Annotated in this window: 14 protein-coding genes; 10 read left to right on the top strand and 4 right to left on the bottom strand. The window is 76.8% G+C overall.

Translation table 11 applies throughout. The annotated features are described in order from the left end of the window. The first annotated feature begins 10 nt into the window (after positions 1 to 10). Genes JUB12_RS17590 through JUB12_RS17565 form a run of 6 tightly spaced genes read left to right on the top strand, consistent with a single transcriptional unit; the run spans position 11 to position 6,932 of the window. A complete protein-coding gene (locus JUB12_RS17590; RefSeq protein WP_205696741.1) occupies positions 11 to 1,486 on the top strand; it encodes a pyridoxal-dependent decarboxylase in 1,476 nt (491 codons plus the stop codon). Then, a complete protein-coding gene (locus JUB12_RS17585) occupies positions 1,483 to 2,799 on the top strand; it encodes a lysine N(6)-hydroxylase/L-ornithine N(5)-oxygenase family protein (RefSeq protein WP_205696740.1) in 1,317 nt (438 codons plus the stop codon). The genes JUB12_RS17590 and JUB12_RS17585 overlap by 4 nt, the downstream gene beginning before the upstream one ends. Then, a complete protein-coding gene (locus JUB12_RS17580; protein WP_205696739.1) occupies positions 2,796 to 3,350 on the top strand; it encodes a GNAT family N-acetyltransferase in 555 nt (184 codons plus the stop codon). Before JUB12_RS17585 ends, JUB12_RS17580 begins: the two co-directional genes overlap by 4 nt. Continuing rightward, positions 3,347 to 5,179 (top strand): IucA/IucC family siderophore biosynthesis protein, encoded by a 1,833-nt coding sequence (locus tag JUB12_RS17575; protein WP_205696738.1) that lies wholly within the window; start codon positions 3,347 to 3,349, stop codon positions 5,177 to 5,179. Before JUB12_RS17580 ends, JUB12_RS17575 begins: the two co-directional genes overlap by 4 nt. A gap of 25 nt (positions 5,180 to 5,204) precedes the next feature. Further along, complete coding sequence (locus tag JUB12_RS17570; protein ID WP_205696737.1) at positions 5,205 to 6,077, top strand: PHP domain-containing protein; 873 nt, start codon at positions 5,205 to 5,207, stop codon at positions 6,075 to 6,077. Positions 6,078 to 6,116: 39 nt separating this feature from the next. Then, the gene (locus JUB12_RS17565; protein ID WP_205696736.1) at positions 6,117 to 6,932 is read left to right on the top strand and encodes an undecaprenyl-diphosphate phosphatase; all 816 of its coding nucleotides are present in this window, start codon (positions 6,117 to 6,119) and stop codon (positions 6,930 to 6,932) included. Here JUB12_RS17565 and JUB12_RS17560 read toward each other — a convergent pair. After that, the gene (locus JUB12_RS17560; protein WP_205696735.1) at positions 6,929 to 8,038 is read right to left on the bottom strand and encodes a hypothetical protein; all 1,110 of its coding nucleotides are present in this window, start codon (positions 8,036 to 8,038) and stop codon (positions 6,929 to 6,931) included. The two genes, JUB12_RS17565 and JUB12_RS17560, sit on opposite strands and share 4 nt — an antisense overlap. Before the next feature lie 33 nt (positions 8,039 to 8,071). Here JUB12_RS17560 and tmk point away from each other — a divergent pair, with 33 nt between their 5' ends. Next, a complete protein-coding gene (gene tmk, locus JUB12_RS17555) occupies positions 8,072 to 8,713 on the top strand; it encodes a dTMP kinase (RefSeq protein WP_205696734.1) in 642 nt (213 codons plus the stop codon). A gap of 10 nt (positions 8,714 to 8,723) precedes the next feature. Then, on the top strand, positions 8,724 to 16,046 hold the full coding sequence (locus tag JUB12_RS17550) for a hypothetical protein (RefSeq protein WP_205696733.1): 7,323 nt from the start codon (positions 8,724 to 8,726) through the stop codon (positions 16,044 to 16,046). A gap of 6 nt (positions 16,047 to 16,052) precedes the next feature. Here the strand turns inward: JUB12_RS17550 and JUB12_RS17545 are convergent, their stop codons facing one another. Next, entirely contained in the window at positions 16,053 to 18,365 is a 2,313-nt protein-coding gene (locus JUB12_RS17545; RefSeq protein ID WP_205696732.1) for an O-antigen ligase family protein, read from the bottom strand. Positions 18,366 to 18,440: 75 nt separating this feature from the next. On the opposite strand from JUB12_RS17545, the gene JUB12_RS17540 reads away from it, so the two are divergent. Together JUB12_RS17540 and JUB12_RS17535 are read left to right on the top strand one after the other, a co-directional pair. Beyond that, complete coding sequence (locus JUB12_RS17540) at positions 18,441 to 19,178, top strand: hypothetical protein (protein ID WP_205696731.1); 738 nt, start codon at positions 18,441 to 18,443, stop codon at positions 19,176 to 19,178. Between the two features lie 151 nt (positions 19,179 to 19,329). After that, positions 19,330 to 22,179 carry a vitamin B12-dependent ribonucleotide reductase gene (locus JUB12_RS17535; RefSeq protein ID WP_205696730.1) on the top strand — a complete coding sequence of 950 codons (2,850 nt, stop codon included), beginning with the start codon at positions 19,330 to 19,332 and terminating at the stop codon, positions 22,177 to 22,179. Positions 22,180 to 22,319: 140 nt separating this feature from the next. On the opposite strand, the gene JUB12_RS17530 is transcribed toward JUB12_RS17535, so the two are convergent. Together JUB12_RS17530 and JUB12_RS17525 are read right to left on the bottom strand one after the other, a co-directional pair. After that, on the bottom strand, positions 22,320 to 22,751 hold the full coding sequence (locus JUB12_RS17530; protein ID WP_205696729.1) for a hypothetical protein: 432 nt from the start codon (positions 22,749 to 22,751) through the stop codon (positions 22,320 to 22,322). Between the two features lie 313 nt (positions 22,752 to 23,064). Then, positions 23,065 to 23,466, bottom strand: coding sequence for a cupin domain-containing protein (locus JUB12_RS17525; protein WP_205696728.1), 402 nt, complete (start codon positions 23,464 to 23,466; stop codon positions 23,065 to 23,067). Positions 23,467 to 23,508: the final 42 nt, after the last annotated feature.

Here is a 23,508-nt window from a genome sequence, read left to right as displayed (position 1 = left end):
AACTCGGGTTATGGAGGAGAGTGTGTCCGCCTCTCCTGCATCCCGCCCGCGGTTCGCCCCGCCGGCGCTGCTCGGGTCCCACTCCGCCGAGCACTACCTGCGCGCCGTGACCCGCGGCGCCGACCGCGTCGCCTCCACCGTCCAGGCCGTCGACGCGCCCTTCTCGGGCGCCACCCCGGACGACCTCGAGCCCGCCGTCGCGGCCGTCGACCTCGACCGCCCGGTGCGCTCGCTCGACGCCGCGCTGGACGAGGTCGAGCGCCTCTACCTGCGCGACGCCGTGTGGTTCCACCACCCGCGCTACCTGGCCCACCTCAACTGCCCCGTGGCGATCCCGGCGCTGCTGGCCGAGACGATCCTCGCCCCGGTCAACTCGTCGCTGGACACGTGGGACCAGAGCGCCGGCGCCACGCTCATCGAGCGCCGGCTCGTCGACTGGGCCGCCGCGCGCGCCGGTTTCGGCGAGGCCGCCGACGGGATCTTCACCAGCGGCGGCTCGCAGTCCAACCTCCAGGGCCTGCACCTGGCCCGCGACGAGGCGCTGGCCGCGGGCTGGCACCTCGGCCGCCTGCGCGTCCTGGTCTCCGAGGTCGGGCACTTCAGCGTCGCGAAGTCCGCCGACCTGCTCGGTCTGGGCAAGCACGCGGTCGTCCCGGTCGCCTGCGACGACGCGTTCCGGATGGACCCCGCGGCCCTGCGCGAGGAGCTCGAGCGCTGCGCGCGCTACGGGCTGCACCCGATGGCGGTGGTCGCCACGGCGGGGACGACGGACTTCGGCTCGATCGACCCGCTGCACGAGGTGGCCGACGCCTGCGCGGACGCCGGGACGTGGTTGCACGTCGATGCCGCCTACGGCTGCGGGCTGCTCGTCTCGCCCCGGCGCCGCGCCCTGCTCGACGGCGTCGAGCGCGCCGACTCGGTCACCGTCGACTTCCACAAGTCGTTCTTCCAGCCCATCAGCTCCAGCGCGCTGCTCGTGCGCGACGGGGCCAAGCTCGGCCACGTCACCCACCACGCCGACTACCTCAACCCGGCGAGCGCGCAGGTCCCCAACCAGGTGGACAAGAGCCTGCAGACGACGCGGCGCTTCGACGCGCTGAAGCTCTGGCTCACCCTGCGCACGCTGGGCGCCGAGGGGGTCGGCGAGCTGTTCGACCAGGTGTGCGACCTCGCCCGCGAGGGCCACGCGCTGCTCGCGGACGACCCCCGCTTCGACGTCGCCGTCGCGCCCGCGCTGAGCACGCTGGTCTTCCGCGTACGCGGCGCGGACGACGCCGCGCAGCGCCACGCGCGCGAGGCGCTCATGGCGGCGGGCGCCGCGGTCGTGGCGGCGACGACGGTCGGGGGTGGGCAGTGGCTCAAGCTCACGCTGCTCAACCCGCAGACGACGGTCGACGACCTCGCCGAGGTGCTCGACCTCGTGGCGCAGGAGGCGGCGGCCTTCGCCGGGCACGGCGCGGCGGCGGTCGAGGAGGTGGCGGCGTGAGCGCCGCGCACGTCCATGACGTGGCCGGGGTCGGCATCGGCCCGTTCAACCTCGGCCTGGCCTGCCTGACCGAGCCGCTGGAGGAGCTCGACTGCGTCTTCCTCGAGCGCGAGGCCCAGTTCGCCTGGCACCCGGGCATGCTGCTCGAGACGAGCACGCTGCAGGTGCCGTTCCTCGCCGACCTCGTCTCGCTGGCCGACCCGACGTCGCCGTTCTCCTTCCTCAACTGGCTCAAGGAGACCGGGACGCTCTACGGCTTCTACATCCGCGAGCGCTTCCAGCCGCTGCGCACCGAGTACGACGACTACTGCCGCTGGGCGGCGGGCCGCCTGCGCTCGCTGCGCTTCGGCCGCGAGGTGGTCGCGGTGGAGCACGACGCCCGCGAGGACGCGCACGTCGTGCGGGCGGTCGACCGGGCGACGGGGGCGGACGAGGTCCTGCGCGCGCGCACCCTCGTCCTCGGCGTCGGGACGGTGCCGCACGTGCCCCCGGGCTGCGACGGGCTCGACGAGGAGGTGGCGGTCCACACCGCGGGCTACCTGCCGGCGCGCGACCGGCTCGCCGCCCAGCGGTCCGTCGTCCTGGTCGGCGGCGGGCAGAGCGCGGCCGAGGTCTTCCTCGACCTGCTCGGGCGGATGGACGACGAGCAGGAGCTCGTGTGGCTCACGCGCTCGCCGCGCTTCTTCCCGCTCGAGTACACGAAGCTCACGCTCGAGCTGACCTCGCCGGAGTACGCGCGCTACGTGCACGCGCTCCCGGAGGCCGTCCGCGACGGCGTGGTCGCCCAGCAGGCGCCGTTGTACAAGGGCATCGACGCCGCGCTCATCGACGAGGTCTTCGACGAGCTGCACCGCCGGCGCGTGCAGGGCCGGCGGGTGCCGCTGCTGCTGACGGGCACCGCGCTCGAGGCGGCGCGGCGCGACGCCTACGGGCGCGTCGCGCTCGACCTGCTGCACGGCGAGACCGGGGAGCGCATCGGGCTCGAGGCCGACGCGCTGGTCCTCGCCACGGGCTACCGCTACGACGTCCCGGCGTTCCTGGAGCCGATCCGCGACCGGATCGCCTGGGACGGCCGGGGGCGCTACGCGGTGCGCGAGGACTACACCGTGCAGGCGGAGGGGCCGCGGGTCTTCGTCCAGAACGCCGAGCTGCACACCCACGGCTTCGTCGCGCCCGACCTCGGCATGGGCGCGCACCGCAACAGCACCATCATCCGCGCGCTGCTCGGCCGTGAGGTCTACCCCGTGGAGGAGCGCATCGCGATGCAGCGCTTCGGGGCGCCGCAGCGCCCGCTGGCGGAGGCGATCGGATGAAAGGTGCCAGGCACCTTCCACCCGTCGCGGTCCGGTTCGCGTTCCGGCCGGTCGATCCGGACGCCGACGCAGAGCTGCTGCACCGCTGGGTGACCCATCCCAAGGCGCGCTTCTGGCTCATGCAGGACGCCGACGTCGCGGCGGTGCGCGCGGAGTACGTCCAGATCGCCGCGTCGGCGCACCACGACGCGGCGATCGGCCTGGCCGACGGCGAGCCCGCGGTGCTCGCCGAGCGCTACGACCCGGCCCACGCGCCGGTCGGCGACGCGTACGACGTCCAGGAGGGCGACCTCGGGATGCACGTCCTCGTCGCACCGACCGACACGCCGGTCCACGGCTTCACGCGCACCGCGATGCGCGCGGTGATGGCGTGGTGCTTCGAGGACCCCGCCGTCGCGCGGGTCGTCGTCGAGCCCGACGCCGAGAACACCGCGATCCACCGGCTGAACGCCGCGGTCGGCTTCCGCGAGCTGCGCGTCGTCCAGCTGCCCGACAAGCGCGCGCTGCTGAGCGTGTGCACCCGCACCGCCTTCGAGGAGGCCACCCGATGACGCTCGACGCCGCCCCGCCGCCCGTCCTGGAGCAGGAGGCCGTCGCCCACCTGCGCCCCGACCTGTGGGCCCGGGCCACCCGCCACCTGGCCGCCAAGGCGCTGGCGGAGTTCGCCCACGAGCTGCTCGTCGAGCCGGTCGCCGAGGGCGGGGGCGCCTACGTGGTGCGGAGCGACGGCGGGGAGGCGACCTGGCGCTTCACCGCCGACGTGCTGGCCCTCGAGCACTGGCTCGTGGACCCGGCGTCGGTCGTCCGGGTGGCCGGCGGGGAGGAGCAGGCGCCGGACGTCCTGCAGCTCGCCGTCGACCTGCGCACGTCGCTGGGGCTGGAGGACGACGCGCGCCTGGGCGTCTACCTCGAAGAGCTGTCGGCGACGCTGTCGGCGCTGGCCTTCCGGCTGGGGCGCGCGCCGCTGAGCGCCGAGCAGCTCGCCGGCGCGGACTTCCAGACGATCGAGTCGCGGATGGTCGAGGGCCACCCGTGCTTCGTGGCCAACAGCGGCCGCATCGGCTGGGACGTCGAGGACTTCGCGCGCTTCGCCCCGGAGGCGGGGCGGCCCGTGCGGCTGCTCTGGGTCGCCGCGCACCGCGACTGCTCCGTGGCGGCGTTCAGCGCCGACGTGGACGAGGAGCGCTTCTTCGCGGCCGAGCTCGGGCCGGACCTGCTGGGGCGCTTCGCGGCGACGCTGCGCCAGCTGGGCCTCGACCTCGCCGACTACGTCCTGGTCCCGGTGCACCCGTGGCAGTGGCGCCACAAGCTCGCGGTGACCTTCGCGGCGGACGTCGCGCAGCGCCGGCTCGTGCTGCTCGGCGAGGGCGAGGACGACCACCTCGCCCAGCAGTCCATCCGCACGTTCTTCAACGCCGGCACGCCGTCGCGCCACTACACGAAGACCGCGATGTCGGTGGTGAACATGGGCTTCGTGCGCGGGCTGTCGGCGGCCTACATGGAGGGCACGCCGGCGATCAACGACTGGGTCGCGCGGCTCGTCGCGGGGGACCGCGAGCTGCGCGAGACCTGCCGGTTCGAGGTCCTGCGCGAGGTGGCGGCGGTCGGCTACCGCACGCCGGTCTACGCGCCCGCCGGGGGCGACAAGGCGCCCTACGCGAAGATGCTCGCTGGCCTGTGGCGCGAGAGCCCGGCCGGTCGGCTGGGCGAGCGCGAGCGGGTGGCGACGATGGCGTCGCTGCTGCACACCGACGGCGACGGGCGCTCGCTGGCGGCCGCGCTCATCCGCCGGTCGGGGCTGTCGGCGCGGGCGTGGGTGAGCGCGTACCTCCACGCCTACCTGCGCCCCCTCCTGCACTGCTTCTTCGCCTACGAGCTGGTGTTCATGCCCCACGGCGAGAACCTCATCCTCGTGCTGGAGGACGACGTCCCGCGGCGCGTGCTCATGAAGGACATCGCCGAGGAGGTCGTGCTCATGGACCCCGCCCGCGACGTGCCGGACGCGGTGCGCCGAATCCAGGCCGAGGTCCCCGAGGAGCTCAAGGTCCTGTCGATCTTCACGGACGTCGTCGACTGCTTCCTGCGCTTCCTCGCGGCGGTCCTGCACCGCGACGGCGCGCTGGACCAGGAGGGCTTCTGGGCCGCGGTGCGCGCGTGCGTCGAGGGCTACCAGGACGACCATCCCGAGCTCGCGGAGCGCTTCGCGGCCCACGACCTCCTTGCCCCGTCCTTCGCCCGCTCCTGCCTCAACCGCCTCCAGCTGCGCGACCCGCGCCAGATGGTCGACCTCGACGACCCGGCGGGCGCCCTCCAGCTCGTGGGGACCCTGGAGAACCCGATCGCGCGGTGGTGGAAAGTACCTGGCACTTTCCACCCATGAGGAAAGTACCTGGCACGTTCCACCCATGACGGCGCCCACGTTCGACCTCCAGTCCCACTCGACGCGCTCGGACGGCGCGCTCGAGCCGTCAGCGGTCGTCGCGGCGGCGGCGGCCGCGGGCGTCGAGCTGCTGGCGCTGACCGACCATGACACGGTGGACGGCGTCGGCGAGGCCCTTGAGGCGGGGCGCGCGGCGGGCGTCGCGGTCGTCCCGGCGGCGGAGCTCAGCGCGCTCGACGGCGACCGGGAGGACCTCCACGTCTGCGCGTACGGCATCGACCACACCGACCCGGCGCTGCTCGACACCCTCGCCGCGTGGCGCGAGGACCGGGCCGCCCGGGCGTGGCGGATGGCCGACGCGCTCGAGGAGGCGGGCCTCGCGCTGGACCGCGGCGCGCTGGAGGCGCGGGCCGCGAGCGGGCGGCCCATCGGCCGTCCCCACCTCGCCCAGGCCGCCTTCGACCACCCCGCCAACGCCGCGCGCCTCGCCGACGAGGGGCTCGCGGACTTCGGCAAGCTCCTGGAGGCCTACCTCATCCCCGGCGCCCCGGCCTACCGCCGCCGCACCCGGCCGACCGTCGCCGAGGCGATCGACGCCGTCCACGCCGCGGGCGGCCTCGCCGTCTGGGCCCACCCCTTCTGGGACCTCGACCACGATGCCGAGGTCCTCGCCACCGTCGACCGCTTCGCCGCCGCCGGCCTGGACGGCGTCGAGGTCTTCTACGTCACCCACACGCGCGAGCAGACCCTCCTGCTCGCCGACCACTGCGCCGAGCTCGGGCTGCTCACCACCGGGTCCGCCGACTTCCACGGGCCCGAGCACCCCCGGTTCCACCGGTTCCGCGCGTTCGCGCTCCACGGGCGCACAGCGTCGCTCGGCCCGATCGACATCCGGTGACCAGACGGTGACGCGCGGCTCGCTAGGGTCCCGCGCCGCATGGACGCCCTCCAGGCCATCGTCCTCGGGATCGTGCAGGGCCTCACGGAGTTCCTGCCCATCTCGTCGAGCGGGCACCTGCGGATCGTCCCCGCCTTCGCGGGCTGGGAGGACCCGGGCGCCGCGTTCACGGCCGTCGTCCAGCTCGGCACCATGGCGGCCGAGCTCATCTTCTTCCGCCTGGACCTCTGGCGCATCGGGACGACGTGGTTCGCCTCCCTGCGCGACCCCGCGCTGCGCTCGACGCTCGACGCGCGGATGGGCTGGTACCTCATCGTCGCGACCATCCCGATCTCCCTGCTGGGCGTCGCCTTCGAGAGCCAGATCGACGACGGCGCGCGCAACCTCTGGATCATCGGGACGCTGCTCATCGTCTTCGCGCTGATCCTGCTCGCGGTCGACCGGCGCGCCAAGCAGGACAAGACGCTCGACCAGCTCTCGGCCAGGCAGGGCATGGCGATCGGCTGCGCGCAGGCGCTGGCGCTGGTCCCCGGCGTCTCGCGCTCGGGCGCGACGATCACGGCCGGCCTGCTCCTCGGCCTGGACCGTGTGGCCGCGGCGCGCTTCTCGTTCCTGCTGTCGATCCCCGCCGTCGTGCTGTCGGGGCTCTACAAGACCAAGGACATCGGGGGCGAGGGCGGCGCTCCCGTCGGTGCGACGATCATCGCCGTCGTCCTGGCCTTCGTCGTCGGCTACGCGTGCATCGCCGGCCTGCTGCGCTTCCTCACGACCCACACGCTGCGGGCGTTCGTCGTGTACCGCGTCGTGCTCGGCACGATCGTCCTGGCGCTCGTCGGCGCCGGGCTGATCAGCTAGGCGAAGAGGCGCTCGAGCCGCGAGGCCAGCGCCTCCAGCGCGAGCTCCTCGGAGGGGTTGAGCACGAGCAGCGTGCGCAGCTCCTCCACCAGCCCGACGCCCTCGCGCAGCGGCCCGGGCCGTCCGACCGCCTCGGCGTCCTGCTCCAGCTCGGCCATGCGGTCGACGTGGTGGACGACGTCCGGTGCGCCGTCCAGCAGCGCGGCGACGTCGCGAAGCCACAGCCCGCAGAGCAGCAGCCCCTGGTCGAGGGTCTGGGTGAAGGCGCGGCGCTGGGCGCGGCGGGCGATCGTCTCGCCCTCGCGCTTGGCACGGCGCGCCTCCTTGTCGGGCAGGAACTCCGCCGCGGCCGCGACGCGCTCGGCCTCCTTGTCGGCGGCGAGCTGGCCGTGGGTGCGCGACTGCTCGAGCAGGACCTTCCACGGGGCGGACGCGAGGTCGCCGCGGATGCACGCGCGCGCGAGGCCCTCGGCCGCGCCGCGCAGCGCGGGACCCTCGCCGAGCGCGAGCTCGAGCGCCCGCTCGACGTCGCCCTGGGCGAGCCGCGCGCACGCCTCGGCCTGCTCGCCGGCCACCCCGTGGCGGCCGAGCCGGGCCGCGACGTCCGCGATGCTCGGCGTCTCGAAGCGCACGTGCTGGCAGCGCGAGGCGATCGTGGCCAGGACGCCGGCGGTGCTGTCGGCCAGCAGCACGAGGTGCGCGAAGTCCGGCGGCTCCTCGAGCGTCTTGAGCATCTTGTTGGCGGCCTGGTCGTTCAGCGTGTCGGCGCGCTCGAGGACGAAGACCCGCCGGCGCGACTCGAACGGCGTGCGCGTCGCCGCAGCGACGACGGGCTCGTCGATGTCGTCCACGAGCATCCCGGCCGCGCCGCTCGGGGCGACCCAGGTGAGGTCCGGGTGCACCTTGTGCAGGACGCGCTCGCGCGCGGCGGCGGGGTCGTCGGCGCCGTCGCTGAGCAGCGCGGCGGCGAACTCGAGCGCCGCCTGGCGCTTGCCCGAGCCCGCCGGCCCGTGGAAGAGGTAGGCGTGCGAGGCCTGGCCCTCGGGCGGCAGCGCGGCGCCCAGGACGGCCTTGGCGTGCGGGTGGGGCTCGAGGGCAGGCAGCACGAGGTCTGAGGCTAGAGGTAGCGTCGGCCACCGATGCTGCTGACCGTCGAGGGGATCGACGGCGCGGGCAAGACGACCCTCGCCGCGGCGCTCGCCGCCGCCCTGCGCGAGCGCGGCGTCGACGTCGCGCTCCTGCGCGAGCCCGGCGGTGTGGCGGCCGCCGAGCGCGTGCGCGAGCTCGTGAAGGACCCGGAGCTGCGGGTCGGGGCGCGGGCCGAGGCTCTGCTGTTCGCCGCCGCCCGCGCGCAGCTGGTCGAGGAGGGGCTGCGTCCGCTGCTGGACGCGGGGCGCTGGGTCCTGCTCGACCGCTTCGTGGACTCCTCGCTGGCCTACCAGGGCGCCGCCCGCGGGCTCGGGGTCGACGAGGTCGCCGCGCTCAACCGGTTCGCCACCGGCGGCCTGAGCCCGGCGCGGACGCTCCTGCTGCGCGTGGACCCCGCCCTGGGCGCCGCCCGCCAGGGCGCCCGGGCCGGTGGCGCCGACCGCCTCGAGCAGGAGGGCGCCGCGCTCATGGAGGCCGTCGCCCACGCCTACGACGCCCTCGCGGCCGCCGAGCCCGAGCGCTTCCGGGTCCTCGACGCGGCCAAGGCACCGGATCTCGTCCTGGCCGACGCGCTGTCCGCCGTCGCGGACCTCCTGCCGCCGGGACCGGGATCCGGGGCCCAGAACCTCTAGGTTCCTGGCGTTGGCCCGCTTCGACGTCGAGGGCTTCGAGCTCGTCCCTGCCACGCCGGGGACCGCCCTCCTGCGCCTCAGTGGCAGGTGGGTCAGCGACGTGCGCGAACGCCTCTCGCCGCCGATGCTCCTCGTCGACGACGGCCGCCGCACCCACCGGCTCTCGCCGCTGCCCGGCCCCGACGACGCCGCGCCGCAGGCCACGCCCGAGGGCGTGGGCTGGCGCGCGGCCTACAGCGCGCCGGCGGACCTCGTCTCCGGGGCGCTGGTCGCCTTCGCGCTGGACGCCGGACGGGGCTCGATCGCCGACCTGCCCAAGCCGCGGGTGCGCGAGCGTCCGGCGGGGCGTCCGGCGGCGGCGCCGACGCCCGAGCGCACCATCGAGGACGAGCGCCGCCGGCGCGCCGACGCCGAGCGGGCCGCCGAGGCGCGCCGCCAGGCCATGCGCGAGCTCGAGCTGCGCCTCGACGACGAGGAGGCGGCGCGGCGGGAGGCCGAGCGGCGCGTCGCCGCCGAGCGGGCCGCGCGCGAGCGGGCCGAGGTCGCGGCGGCGGGGTCGGCCGAGCGCGTCCAGAAGCTCGAGGCGCGCGTCGCGGAGATCGGCCGCGAGCGCTCGGAGGCCGAGGCCGCGGCGCGCCGGGCGGCCGACGAGGTCACCCGCGCCCGCGAGGAGCTCGACCGCCGCCTGCGCCAGGAGCGCGCGGCGCTCGTCGCGAAGGCCGCCGCGGACATCGAAGCGGCCCGCGACCGCGAGCGTGACGCCGCGGGGCGCCGCGTGCACGCCCTCGAGGCCGAGCTGGCCCGCGAGCGCTCCACGGCCGAGGAGCGCGCCGACGAGCTGCGTCGCCTGCGCGAGGAGGCCGACCGCGCCGCGGCCGCCGCCGCACGGGAGCTGGCCTCGGCGCGCGAGGCGGCGGCGGAGGAGCTCCAGCGGGCGCGGGCGAGCGCCGAGGAGCAGGCTTCGGCGCTCGAGGCCGAGCGCCGCGAGGCGGCGCAGGCCGTCGCCGACCTCGAGGCGCGACTGGCGGCCGAGCACGAGGCGCGCCAGGAGGCGGCGAGCGGGCTGCAGGAGCGCTCGCGCGTGGCCGACGAGCGCGGCCGCGAGCTCGAGGCGGCGCTGGCGGCCGCCGCGGCGGCGCGCGCCGAGCTCGAGGAGCGCTCGGCGTCGACCGAGGCGGCCCAGGCGCGGGTCGCGGCCGCCGAGGAGGCCGCACGGGTGGCCGAGGCGCGCGCCGAGGAGTCGGCACGGGCGCTCGAGCGGGCCGCGAAGGTCGAGGTCGAGCGCGACGAGGCGGTGGCCCAGGCGGCGCTCGCGGCCGAACGCGTGGGCCGCATGCAGGAGCGCCTGGCGGCGCTCGACGCGGAGCTGCGCACGGCCCGGGAGGACGCCGAGGGCCGCAGCAAGCAGCTCGGTGGCGAGCTGGCCCAGGAGCGCCGGGCCCGCGGCGACGCCGAGCGGCGCCTCGCGCAGGCCGAGCGCGTCGCCGAGGAGCTGGCCGACGCGCAGGCCGCGCTGGAGCGCGAGGCGGCGGCGCGCCGGGACGCCGAGAGCCGCGCCCACCGGGCCGCGAGCGAGCTGGCCGAGCTGCGGGTGGCCGCGGCGCAGTCCGGCGAGCGGGTCGCCGAGCTCGAGACGCGCCTGGCCGAGCTGGCCGACGTCCAGGAGCGCGCAGCCGCCCTCGAGGAGCGCGCGGCCGCCGCCGAGAACGCCCAGCGGCGCGTCGGCGAGCTCGAGCAGCAGGTCGCGTCGCTCGACGCCGCGGTGGCCGACGCGACGGCGCGCCGGGCGGCGCTCGAGGAGCGCGCGGCGCTGGCCGAGCAGGCCGCGGCGCGGGTGGCGGAGCTCGAGCCGCTGGCGGCCCGCGGCGAGGAGGTCTCCCAGGCCCTCGAGCAGGCGCGGCGCGAGCTCGAGGCGCGGGCCGTGCAGGCCCGCGACGCGGCGGCGCGCGCGGCCGAGCTGGAGGGGCGCGTCGCCGAGCTGGAGGGCGCGCGCGACCGTGACGCCCGCGAGGCCGCCGAGCAGCTGCGCGCCGCGGGAGAGCGCGCCGCGGCGGCGGAGGAGGCGGGGACGCGCCGCGTCGAGGCGCTGCGCGACCGCGCGGCACGCGAGCAGCGCGAGGCCCGCGAGAAGCTGCAGGAGCTCGAGGCGCGCCTGGCCCAGGCCGAGCGCGAGCGGACACGGCGCGTCCAGGAGCTGGAGTCCGCAGCCGCCGCGACCGCCCGCGAGGCCGCCGAGCGCGAGACGGCGCTCGAGCGCGAGGCCGCGGCGGCGCGCGAGGCGGGCGCGGCGGCGGCGCTCGCGGCGCGTCAGGAGGCCGAGCGCCGGGAGGCCGACCTCGTCGCCCAGCTCGCCGCCGCCCGCGCGGAGGCCGAGTCCGCCCAGGAGGCGGTGCGCGCAGACGCCGACGAGCAGGTCCGCATGCTGCAGGCGGCGCTCGAGCAGGCCCAGCAGGAGGGTCGCGCGGCGCTCGCCCGGGTCCGCGAGGAGGCCGAGACGGCGTCGGCGGCCGCCGCGGCCGAGCTCGACGCCGCCCGCGAGGACGCCGGCGCGCAGCTCGCCGCGGTCCAGGCGGAGCTCGAGCGCACCCGCGGCGAGGCCGACCGGGCCGTCGCCGGCCTGCGCGAGGAGCTCGCGGCGCGCGAGCAGGACGCCGCGGCCCGGATCGCCGGGCTCGAGGCGCGCATCGCGGAGCTCGAGCCCGCGGTCACGGAGGCCGGCGAGGCGCAGGCGCGGCTGGCCGAGGTCGAGCCGCGCGTGCGCGAGCTCGACGAGGCCCTGGCCGAGGCGCGCGAGCGCCTCGCCGCCGAGCAGGCCCGCGCGACGTCCGCAGGCGCGGCCGCCGCGAGCGCGACGGCCGAGCTCGAGGAGCGCGCGCGGCTGGCCGAGCAGGCGGCGGCCCAGGCCACCGAGGCGCGCGAGGCGGCCGAGGGTCGCGCCGCGGCCCTCGCCGAGCGCACGGCCGACGCCGAGCGCCGGCGCACCGAGGCCGAGCGCGCCGCCGAGGTGGCCCGGCGCGAGGCGGCGACCGCGGCCGAGGGGCTGTCCGACGCACGCGCCGCCGCCGCGGCCGCGGCGCAGCGCGCGGCCGCGCTCGAGGTCCGCGAGGCGGAGGCGTCCAGCCGCGTCTCCGGGCTCGAGGAGCGCCTGGCGGAGGTCCGCGCGCGCTCGTCCCAGCTCGAGGAGGCCGCCGCCGAGGCGGCCGAGCGGCTCGCCGCGGCGGAGGTCGAGGCCCAGCGCGCGCGGCAGCGCGCGGTCGCGGCCGAGGAGGACGCCGAGCAGGCGCGCGGCGTCCAGGCCCGCGCGGAGGCGCTCATCGAGGAGCACGGGGAGCTGCGCCGCCGCGCCGAGCAGCTCGAGGCCCGCGCCGAGCACCTCGAGCAGGCGCGCGAGGCGGCGGCGACCGATGCGGGACGGCTGCGCGAGGCGCTCGAGGCCGTCCGCGCCGAGCGCACCGCTGCCGCGGCCGAGCTCGAGGCGCTGCGCGGCGGCGCGACCCAGGCCGAGCAGCGCGCCGCCCAGACCCAGCGGCGCCTGGAGGAGGCCGAGGAGCGCGTCCGGGCGCTCACGGGCGAGCTCGTCGGCGCCGGCGAGGCGCAGGAGCAGCTCACCGCCCAGGTCCAGGCGCTGGAGGCGCGCGCGGCGCAGGCCGAGCAGGCCGCCCGTGCGGCGACCGAGCGCGTCTCGGCGCTCACCCAGCGCGCCCAGCAGGCCGAGGCGACGGGGGCCCGCGTCCCCGAGCTCGAGACCGCGCTGGCGCGCGCCGAGCAGGAGGCGTCCCGGGCGGCGGAGCTCGCGCAGCGGCTCACCGCCACCAGCACCGCGCTGGAGGCGGCGCGCGACGAGCTCGAGGAGGCTCGGCGCGAGGCCTCCAGCGCCGGCACCGGCCTCGAGGAGGAGGCGGCAGCGCGCGACGCCGCGCAGCGCCGGGCCCAGGAGGCCGAGCAGGAGCGCGACGCGCTGCAGGCGCGCCTGGACGAGGTCCTGGCCGAGCAGCGCGACGCCGAGCGCGAGGTCGTCCGCGTCCGCGAGGAGGCCGGCGGCATCCGCGCCGAGCTCGAGGCCGCCCAGGAGCGCGGCGAGGAGCGCGAGGCGTCGCTGGCCGAGGCGGTCGAGCGGGCGGCGCGGCTCGAGGAGCAGCTCGGCGCCCGTGACGAGGCGGTGGTCGACGCCCAGCGCGCGGCGGCGGCCGCCGCCAAGGAGGTCGACGCACTGACGGCCGCGGCCGAGGCCGCGCGGACCCGCGAGGCACAGCTGGGCGAGGCGCTCGAGGCGCTGCGCGCCGCGGCGACGACCGCCGACGAGCGGGAGCTGGGCCTCCGTGAGGAGCTCGACGGCCTGCGCGAGCGCGAGACGGCGCTGCGCGAGGAGCTCGATGGCCTGCGCGCCGGGGCGCAGGAGGCGGCGGCGCGCGAGCAGGCGCTGGACGCCGAGCTGGCGACCCTGCGCTCGGGCGCGGAGGCGACGAGCGTCGCCGAGGCGCAGCTGCGGGGCGAGCTCGAGGCCCTGCGGGCGGCCGCCGAGGCCGCCGACGAGCGCGAGCTCGCTCTGCGCGAGGAGCTCGACGCCCTGCGCCTGGAGGACACCGAGGCCACGAAGCGCGAGGAGGCGCTGCGCGCGGAGCTCGAGGACCTGCGGACGTCGGGCGCGCAGGCCCGGGGCCGCGCCGACGAGCTGGCCGCCGAGGTCGAGGCGCTGCGGGTCGCCGCCGCGAAGGCCGACGACCGCGAGCTCGCCCTGCGCGAGGAGCTCGACGCGCTGCGCGCCACCGCGACGGCGGCCGCCGAGCGCGAGCGGTCGCTCGCCGCCGAGGTCGAGGCGCTGCGCGCCGCCGCCGGCGAGCGCGAGCAGGCCCTGCAGGGCGAGCTCGACGGCCTGCGCGCCGGCGCGGAGGACGCGCGGGCGCGCGAGGAGGAGCTCGCGGCCCAGGAGCGGGCGCTGCGCGACGAGCTCGATGCCGTCGCGGCGCGCGAGCGCGAGCTGCAGGCGCAGCTCGAGACCGCCACCACGGCGGCCACGGAGCGCGAGGAGGCGCTGGGCGAGGAGCTCGCGGCCCTGCGCGCCGCGGCGCAGGCCGCCGACGAGCGCGAGCTCGCCCTGCGCGACGACCTCGACGCCGTCCGCCGGGCCCACGCCGAGGCCACCGAGCGCCAGGCCGCGCTCGCCGCCGAGCTCACCGAGCACCGCAGGCTCGTCGCCGAGGCCGCCGCGCGCGAGGAGGCGCTGGGCGCCGAGCTCGAGGCGCTGCGCACCACCGCCAAGGCGCGCGAGGCTGAGCTCGCGGCGCTGCGCACCACCGCCGAGGAGCGCGACGCTGAGCTCGCCGCCGCCCGCGGGCAGGCGGGTGCGCTCGAGGAGGACGTCGCCGGCCTGCGCGCCGCCCAGGCCGCCGCGGACGAGCGCGAGGCCGCGCTGCGCGAGGAGCTCGACGCCGCCCGGGCCGCGACCACGGACGCCGAGGCCCGAGCCCAGGAGCTGGCCGCCCGCGTCGAGCAGGAGGGCAGCGCCGCCCGCTCCCTGGGCACCCGCGAACGCGGCTACGCCGCCGAGCTCTCCGTCGTGCGGGCCGCTGCCGGCGACGCCCGCCGCCGCATCGTCGCGCTCGAGGAGGACCTCGGGACCGCACAGGCCGCCCTCGACACCGCCGAGCAGCGCGAGGCCGCCGTCCGCGAGGAGCTCGCCCAGGCGCTCGAGGCCGGCCGTGGCGCGGCCGAGGAGCTGCGCGCGGCCAAGGAGCACGCGGGCGACCTCGAGGTGCGGGCCGCCGCGCTGCAGGACGCGCTCGACCAGCTCCGCGCCACCGCGCAGGACACCGAGCGCGACCGCGAGCACGTCTCCGCGGAGCTGCGCGCGCTGCGCGACGAGAACGCGCAGTCCCACGCGCGCGAGCGCGCGCTGGTCGCCGAGCTCGACGCCGTCCGCGCGGTCGCGGACCGCGTCGGGACGCTCGAGGCGCAGCTCGCGACCGCGCGCGACGACGCCGCCGCCCACGCCCGCGACGCCGCCCACCTGCGCGAGGGGCTCGCCGAGCGCGACGCCGAGCTCGAGGGCCTGCGCCAGGCCCTCGACGCCGCGGGCGCCGAGCAGCAGGAGCTCGAAGCGCGCCTGGGGGAGCTGACCGACGCGCGCAGCGCGCTCGAGACGACCCACGCCGCGGCGACCGACGCGCAGCGGGCGCTGCGCGAGGAGCTCGACGCCGTCGCGCGCGAGCGCGACGAGCTCGCCGCGCGCATCGCGCAGCTCGAGGCGCGCCACAGCGAGACGGTCGAAGGGGCCGGGGCGGTCGAGGAGGAGCTGGCGCTCCTGCGCACCCGCCTCGACGAGGAGGCCGAGGCGCGCGTGCTGGCCGAGCGCGACGCCGACGACGCGGCCGCCGACGCCCAGGAGGCCGAGGACCGCGCGGCGATCGCCGAGCGCGCCCGCGAGACGGCACAGGCGGCCGCCGAGGCCGCCGCGCAGCGCGCGTCCGTCGCCGAGGCGGCGCGCGCCGACGCCGAGTCCCGCGCGGACGCCGCCGCCGTGCAGGCCGAGCACGACGCGGCGGCGGCCGCGTCCGCGCGCGAGCAGCTCGACACGGCGCTCGACGAGCTGCAGGAGGCCTCCACCCGAGCCCAGGCCGAGTCGGCGGCGCGCGCGACGCTCGAGGCCCAGATCGAGGAGCTGCTGGCGGCCGGCGCCTCCGCCGAGGCCGACGCCCAGGCCGCCCGCGAGGCAGCCGCGCTCGCGGAGGCCGAAGCCCGCGCCGCCGCCGAGGCCCAGGCGCAGGCCGAGCGCGAGGCCCGCGAGGCCCAGCGCGCCGCCGAGGAGGCCGAGCTCGAGCGCCTCCGCGAGGCCGCGGAGGCCCGGGCCCGTGAGGCCGCCGCCGTGGCCGAGGCCGACCAGGCCGCTCGCGCCGCCGAGGAGGCCGACGCCCTCCGACTCGCCGCCGAGGAGGCCGAGGCGGCGTTGCGCCACCGCGACGACGAGGCCCTCGACGAGGGAGACCTCGACGCCGGCGACGGCAGCGCCGAGCTGCCCGCCGTGGACCCGGACGACGACGACCGCCCCGCCGCGCCGGTCGTCCGGCGCCGGCGCGGCGACCGCGGTCCCGCCCCGGTCGCCGCGGCCGAGGGCGCCGGCGTCGCCGCGGCCACGGCCACGGCGACGGTCCCGGCCCGCCGCGCCCGCGGCCGCGTCACCGCCGCCCCGCGCCGCCGGCCCGCCACCCGGCGCGCCGACTCGCGCTTCCTGCCCTCCGAGCGCGTCGTCGGCGTCCTGCTGCTCGTGGCCGCGTTGGGCACGGGCGCCCTGCTGCTCTTCGGCGCGCTGTCGTCGCTCTTCGACGTCGCCCCGTAGCCGCGTCTAGGGCGTGGCCGCGCCGTCCGGCGCCGGGAGCGTCGGGTTCGGCGTCGTGGCGCCCGGCGGAGGCGCGGGCGCCGTCGTCGCGGGCGGCGTCGTCTGGCTCGGCAGACCTGCGCCCGGGGTGGTCGCGCCCGGGACGACCCCCGGCGTCGTCTGCGGCTGGGCCGTCACGAGCGGCAGCGGCGTCCCCGTCGCGCTCGCCGACGCGCCGGCCGGGGTCAGGAAGGCCTCGGCCTCCAGCGCGATCCGCCGCGCCCCCGGGTTGCGGGGGTCGAGCGCGGCGAAGCGCCGGGAGGCGTCGCGGAAGCCGTCGCGGTCGGCGAGCTGCAGGGCGACGCTCGCCAGGCGGAACCAGACGATGGGCTCGTCGGGCTGGCGGTCGGCCGCCTCGAGCAGCGCGCGGCGCGCGTCGAGGAGGCGCCCGCGCCGCTGGGCGATCGTCGCCTCGGCGAAGAGCGGCCGCACGGCGAGCGGGTCCAGCCGCGCGGCGAGGTCGGCCTCGGCGGCGGCGTGCTCGAGCTCCCGAGGCGAGGCGTCCTCCGCCAGCGACGCCTGGGCGGCGGTCGTCTTGGACTCCGACCACGCGGGCAGCACCGAGCTCGCCACGTAGGCGGCGAGCAGGAGCGTCGCGGCCGTCAGCCCGGCGGCGCGGCCGACCGACGGCCGTCCCTCACGGTCGACGTCGCGGAAGGCGTCCTCCGGCGCGTCGCGCCGCGCCCACGCGCCGGCCCCGGGGGTCGCCGCGAGCGCCGCGACGCACAGCAGCGCCGGCACGGTCACGCCCGGGATGTCCCAGTCCCAGTCCACGAGCCCGTGCACCGTCCACGCGGCGCCGACCGCCAGCAGCGCGCCGGCGAGGTCGCGCTGCGTCCCGGGTCCCAGCCGCCGGATCCGCCACGTGCCGACGACCGCGAGCGCGCCGAGGCCGCCGAAGGCCAGCAGGAAGCCGGGCAGCCCGGTCTCGCTGAGGAACTGCAGCGGCACGCTGTGGGGCTGGCGCACCGGGATCGCGTCCTCGCGGTAGCGCAGGTGCACCGTCGCGAACGAGCCTGCGCCCCAGCCCCCGGCCGGCTTGTCGCTGAAGGACCCCAGCGCCTCCTTCCACCAGCCCACGCGGTTGCTCGAGTCCGTCGAGACGACGCGACCAGGGTCGAAGGTGGTGTCCGAGGTCCGGCTCTCGAACGAGTCGCCGATGCGCTCGACCAGGCCGCGCGCGCCCTGGGTCTGGGACGCGATGACGATCGACCCGACGACGGCGACGAGCGCGACGGTCACCGCCGCGGCGCGCCACGCGAAGCGCTCGTGCGCGGCGGTCCACGTGATCCGCCGTTCGAGCAGCTCGAGCCGCCACGCCACCCACAGCAGCGCGCCGAGGCAGAGGACCATGCCCGTGAGCAGCACGCGCCCCTCGGCGATGCGCAGGTCCAGCGGCGCGCCGTTGGTCGTCAGGCCCTCGCGCCGGTAGGCGATGAGGATCGGCGGCAGCGCGGCCAGGACGGCGAGGACCGCGACGACGAGGCCCTTGAGGCGGGCTGGGCCGAGCAGCGTGAGCACGGCGACGGCCGCGAGGACGCCGAGGATCGCGCCGCGCGAGTACGTGGCGCCGAGCACGACGAGCAGCTCGAAGAGCGCGGCGAGCCCGAGGAGGCGGACCGGCAGCGCCCGGCGGTCGTCGACCGCCACGCGCAGCGCGACGGGCGCGCCCATCGCGCAGACGAGCCCGAGCGCGTTCCAGTACCCCAGCGGCGCCCGCAGGCGTGCGACGTCGCGCGTGTGGTCGAGGTCGACCAGGCCGAGGAGGTCGAGCCCGGGCGCGACCTTGCCGCCCAGCGCGTAGGTCGCCACGAGCAGGGAGACGGCCAGCCAGCCCAGGGCGACGCGCTCGAGCGCGCGCGGCGCGGACGAGGCCGCCGCGATGGCCAGCACGACGACCAGGACGTAGGCGAGCGCGCGGTTCGTCGCCTGCCACGTGCTGTCGGGCGCGACGCTCCACAGGAGGCTCAGCGCCGAGAACGCCGCGAGCGCGGTGAGCGCCGCGACGCCCCACCACGCCAGTCGCGGGGCCACCGGGCGCAGCCGCGCCCCTGCCACCCACGCCCCGGTCGTGAGGAGCGCGAGGACGGCGAGCCCGACCTGCAGGCGCGCCTCCTCGCGCAGGCTCACCGCGCCGTCGGCGAAGGCCGCGTACGCGCACGCGAGGACGAGCGCGGCGAGGACCGCGGTGGCGGGGAGGCCGGGGTGGGCCGCGGCGCGGCGCAGGCGTCCGGCGCCCGGCGCGGCAGTGGCGGCCGGCGGGGCCTGGGTGCGGGACACGGCCATCGGTCGGCCGCCCGAGCGTACCCGCGTGCCGCGACGACCTGCGGCCCACCGGGCTACCCTCCTGCGTGGATGCGCCGTCGCCTGACTGCCCTGGTCGCCTGCGCCGCCGTCGCGGTCCCCGTCGCCGCGCCCGCCGTGGCGAGCGCGCAGGGCTCCGCCGCGAAGGCGTTCGCCAAGATGTTCCAGCAGTACCGCAAGGACGGGAAGATCGACGGCTGCGACTTCTCGGCGAAGGAGCTCGCGGACGCGCGCAAGCTCGTCACGCCCGACATCCAGCAGTACGCGCCGGACTTCCCGGCGGCGATCGACGCGGCCGCCGAGCAGCGCGCGTCGGGCGCGTGCGGGAAGAAGGGCTCGGGCGGCGGTGGCGGCGGCTCCGGCGCAGCGGCCGGCGGTGCCGGGACGGGCGGCTCGGGCACCCCCGCGGCGCCCGCGCAGACGACGCCCCAGCAGGCGCCGGCCCAGACGACGCCGCAGGCGACGGCCACCACGCCGGGCGCGACCACCACGCCGGCGCCGGCCCCGACGCCCCAGCCCTCGCAGGCGGCGCGCGACTCGGCGATCGCCGAGGCCGTCGACGCCGCCCCGGCGCGCTCCACCACGCCCGACGACGCGCCCGCGCCGCTCGTCCTCCTGCTCGTCCTCGGTGGTCTCCTCCTGCTCGCCGCGGCGACGGTCGCCGCCACCCGCTGGTGGGCCTGGGAGCCCGCCTGGATGGCGCGGGCGCGCCACGCCACGGCCGAGGCCGGCTGGCGCACCAGCGCCGCCTGGGCCGAGTTCACGGACTGGGTCCGGCTCGGCCGCTGACGGCCCCTCGGACGGGGTCGCAGGGCGGGCTCGGTCCGCTCCTAGACTGGGACGTGCAGGCCTTTCGCGTTCCGTCCGGACCCAGGCGGATCCTGCTCAGCCCCACGTGAGCACCAGGCCGCAGGCGAGCGGCCAGAAGAGGAGACCCGTCGTGACGTTCGAGCCAGCAGCCCAGACCCCCGTTGCAGACGTCGTGCGCCCTGGCCGGGCGCTCAGCGTCCGCCGGCGCTTCACGACGCCCGGCGTGCACCCCTTCGACCAGGTCGAGTGGGAGCTGCGCACGGCGGCCGTCGGCTCGTTCAAGCAGGAGGACGTCGAGTTCCCGAGGTCGTGGTCGCAGAACGCCACGAACATCGTCGCCCAGAAGTACTTCCGCGGGCAGCTCGGCTCGCCGTCGCGTGAGCGCTCGGTCAAGCAGATGGTCGGCCGCGTCTCCGGGACGATCGCCGACTGGGGCCGCCAGCGCGGCTACTTCGCCACCTCCGAGGACGCCGACGCCTTCGAGGCCGAGCTCACGTACGTCCTCGTCCACCAGCTCGCCGCCTTCAACTCGCCCGTCTGGTTCAACGTCGGCTTCGAGGAGCAGCCGCAGTGCTCGGCCTGCTTCATCCTCAGCGTCGACGACACGATGGACTCGATCCTCGACTGGAACACGCGCGAGGGCCGGATCTTCCGCGGCGGCTCCGGGTCGGGCATCAACCTCTCGAACATCCGCGGCTCGATGGAGCCGCTGAGCAAGGGCGGGACGGCCTCGGGCCCGGTCTCGTTCATGCGCGGCGCCGACGCGTGGGCCGGCACCATCAAGTCCGGCGGCAAGACCCGCCGTGCCGCGAAGATGGTCGTCCTCGACGTGGACCACCCGGACATCCGGGAGTTCATCTGGTGCAAGGCCAAGGAGGAGGACAAGGCCGAGGCCCTCGCGCGCGCGGGCTTCGACATGTCCATCGACGGCGACGGCTTCACGTCGATCCAGTACCAGAACGCCAACAACTCGGTCCGCGTGACCGACGCGTTCATGCACGCCGTCCAGGAGGGCTCGGAGTGGCGCACGATCGCCCGCACGACGGGTGAGCCGATCGGCGACCCGATCGACGCGCGCGAGCTCATGCACGAGATCGCCGAGGCCGCCTGGCGCTGCGCCGACCCGGGCGTCCAGTACGACACGACGATCAACCAGTGGCACACGTGCCCGAACTCGGGGCGCATCAACGCGTCGAACCCGTGCTCGGAGTACATGCACGTCGACGACTCCGCGTGCAACCTCGCGTCGCTGAACCTCATGAAGTTCCGCCGCGAGGACGGCTCGTTCGACATCGCGTCCTTCGAGCACGTCACGGACATCGTCTTCCTCGCGCAGGAGATCGTCGTCGGGCCGTCGAGCTACCCGACCGAGGAGATCGGCGTCAACGCCCGCGCGTTCCGCCAGCTCGGCCTGGGCTACGCCAACCTCGGCGCGTTCCTCATGTCCAACGGCATGCCCTACGACTCGGACGCCGGCCGCGGCACCGCCGCTGCCATCACGGCGCTGATGACCGGCCGTGCGTACCTGCAGTCGGCGCGCATCGCCGCGGCGATCGGCCCGTACGAGCGCTACGAGGAGAACCGCGAGCCGCACAACGCGGTCATGCGCATGCACCGCGACGCCTCGCAGGCGATCCCGGACGAGACGTGCTCGGACACGGCGCTGCTCGACGCGGCGCGCCGCACGTGGGACGAGGCCGTCGCGCTGGGCGAGCTGCACGGCTACCGCAACGCGCAGGCCACGGTGCTCGCGCCGACGGGGACGATCTCGTTCCTCATGGACTGCGACACGACCGGCGTCGAGCCGGACTTCTCGCTGGTCAAGTACAAGGAGCTCGTCGGCGGCGGCTCCATGACGATCGTCAACCGCACGGTGCCGCTGGCGCTGCGCGAGCTCGGCTACGACGAGACGTCGATCGAGCAGATCGTCGCCCACATCGACGAGCACGGCACGATCGTCGGCGCTCCGGGCCTCGACGAGGAGCACCTCCCAGTGTTCGACGTGGCCGTCGGCGAGCGCGCGATCTCGCACATGGGCCACATCCTCATGATGGGCGCGGTCCAGCCGTTCATCTCGGGCGCGATCTCCAAGACGGTGAACATGCCCAACACGGCGAGCGTCGAGGACATCCGCGACGCCTACGTCAAGGCGTGGGAGGTCGGCGTCAAGGCGCTGGCGATCTACCGCGACGGCTCGAAGACCGCCCAGGCGCTGCGCACCGAGGCGCAGGGCGACGGCGGCGCCGCGGCCGTCCCGGCCGCCGGCACGCCGGAGTTCGACGCCGCGGTGAAGGCCGAGGTCGACAAGGCGATGGCCGCGCTGGGCCCGCGCCGCCGGCGCATGCCGCGCGAGCGCCAGTCCATCACCCACAAGTTCTCCGTCGGCGGCCACGAGGGCTACATCACCGCCGGCATGTACGAGGACGGCTCGGTCGGCGAGATCTTCATCACCGACGTCGGCAAGGAGGGCTCGACCCTCCGCGGGATGATGAACTCCTTCGCGACGGCGATCTCGATCGCGCTGCAGTACGGCGTGCCGCTCGAGACGCTCGTCGAGAAGTTCGCCTACATGCGCTTCGAGCCGGAGGGGATCACCCAGAACCCGGAGATCCCGTTCGCGAAGTCGCTGCCGGACTACATGATGCGCTGGCTCGCCTCGCGCTTCCTCGACGCCGAGATCCAGGAGGAGCTCGGGATCCTGACGCCGGAGGTCCGGGCCAAGAAGACGGCGGAGGACACCGTCGTCTCCGTCCAGTCCGACACCGCCGGGCCGGCCACGCCGCCCGCGCCGACCGCCTCCAACGGCGGCGGCACCCCGACGGCGCCGACCTCCGCGCTCACCGACACCCCGCCCGTCCGCCCGGCCCGCCTCAAGGGCCTGGAGCTCGGGCCGGCGTGCAACCAGTGCGGCGGCATGATGCAGCGCACGGGCTCCTGCTACACGTGCTCGTCCTGCGGCAACAACACCGGCTGCGGCTGAGCACCAGCGACACCTGATGTCCGGTCGACGGGGCGCCTTCGGGCGCCCCGTCGCCGTCCGGGGGGCGCTGTTGCGGGACCGCGCCCGCGCGGTGGTCGGCGCACCGCCCCTGAGCAGGGGCGCTGCCTCGCCCGCGGTGCTCAGCTGCGCCGGCGGAGGCTGATCGCCAGGTCGTCCTTCCACACGCCCGGCTCCTGGGCGAGCTGCCACAGGCCGTCGAACGCGTCGGGAGCGATCCTCGCCTCGAAGCGCTGCTCGAAGCCGGGATGGTGGCGCCAGAACCGCAGGACACCGTCGTCGAGGGAGACGCCGTAGGTCCGGCGCACGCCGCGCGAGTCGAAGTACTCCTGCACCAGGCCCTCACCCTCCTCCGGCGGCCCGATGACGGAGATCGTGTCGGGTGCGATCTCCTCGTCGTTGTGCGAGCGCTGCACGAGGAACTTGCCCCCGGCGAGCCACTCGAACGTCATCTCGCCCCGCATCACGCCGTCGAAGGCCGGGTGTGTGGCCTCGAGCTCCCACGTCCCGATGAGGGCGTCGAAGGGCTCCAGGGCCGGATCTCGGTCGCTCATGTGGGAGAAGACCGTCCCACGACCGCGAGCTCATCGGTGGCCGTCGCGCCATCGCCTCACTGCCCGAACGGGAGAGCCGGCGCGGCGATGGCGAAGGCGATGCCAGCGCCACCAGGATCCAGCCGCGACGCCGCGCGATCCTGCGGGTCTCCTCGGGCCACGGGACGACGCGCCGCATGATCGCCCGTTCGCGGCGGCAGAGGTCGATCCACCAGTCGGCGATGCCGTTGACGTTCCAGATCAGCCCGATGCCGATCCAGAGGCAGACCGTCGCGGCGACGACGAAGACGACCGGCAACACCCGAGCGCGCGGCTAGTCGACCCACCAGTCGCGGCGACCCTCGACGTCGTCGCGCGGCGATCCGCCGAGGTTCGGCGCGCCGATGACGAGGATCTCCAGGCCGTCCGGGCCGGCCTCGTAGCCCCTCCACGCGCCCGGTGCCACGCGCACGGCGTCCCACGCACGGAGGTCCATGACCTCGTCGTCGACCTTCATCCGCCCACTCCCGCGCACGACGACGTAGACCTCCTCCTGCTCCCTGTGCGTATGGCCGTAGGGGAAGCGGTAGTCCGGCGGGATCCACTGCACGCTGAGGCCCGACTTCTCGAGCTCGAGCGGTCTCGTCGCCAGGTGGAAGTGCAGGTCCTCCGGCCCGTCGAAGTTCGACCCGACGTCCTCGACGTCCGCCTTCAGGTTCTTGTGGGTGAACGCCATGGCGCGAGCGTACGCGACGAGGTCCGCTGCGAAGAAGGGGAC

The organism is Conexibacter sp. SYSU D00693, assembly GCF_017084525.1.
Lineage (GTDB): Bacteria > Actinomycetota > Thermoleophilia > Solirubrobacterales > Solirubrobacteraceae > Baekduia.
This window is presented reverse-complemented; position numbering and strand designations above follow the sequence as displayed.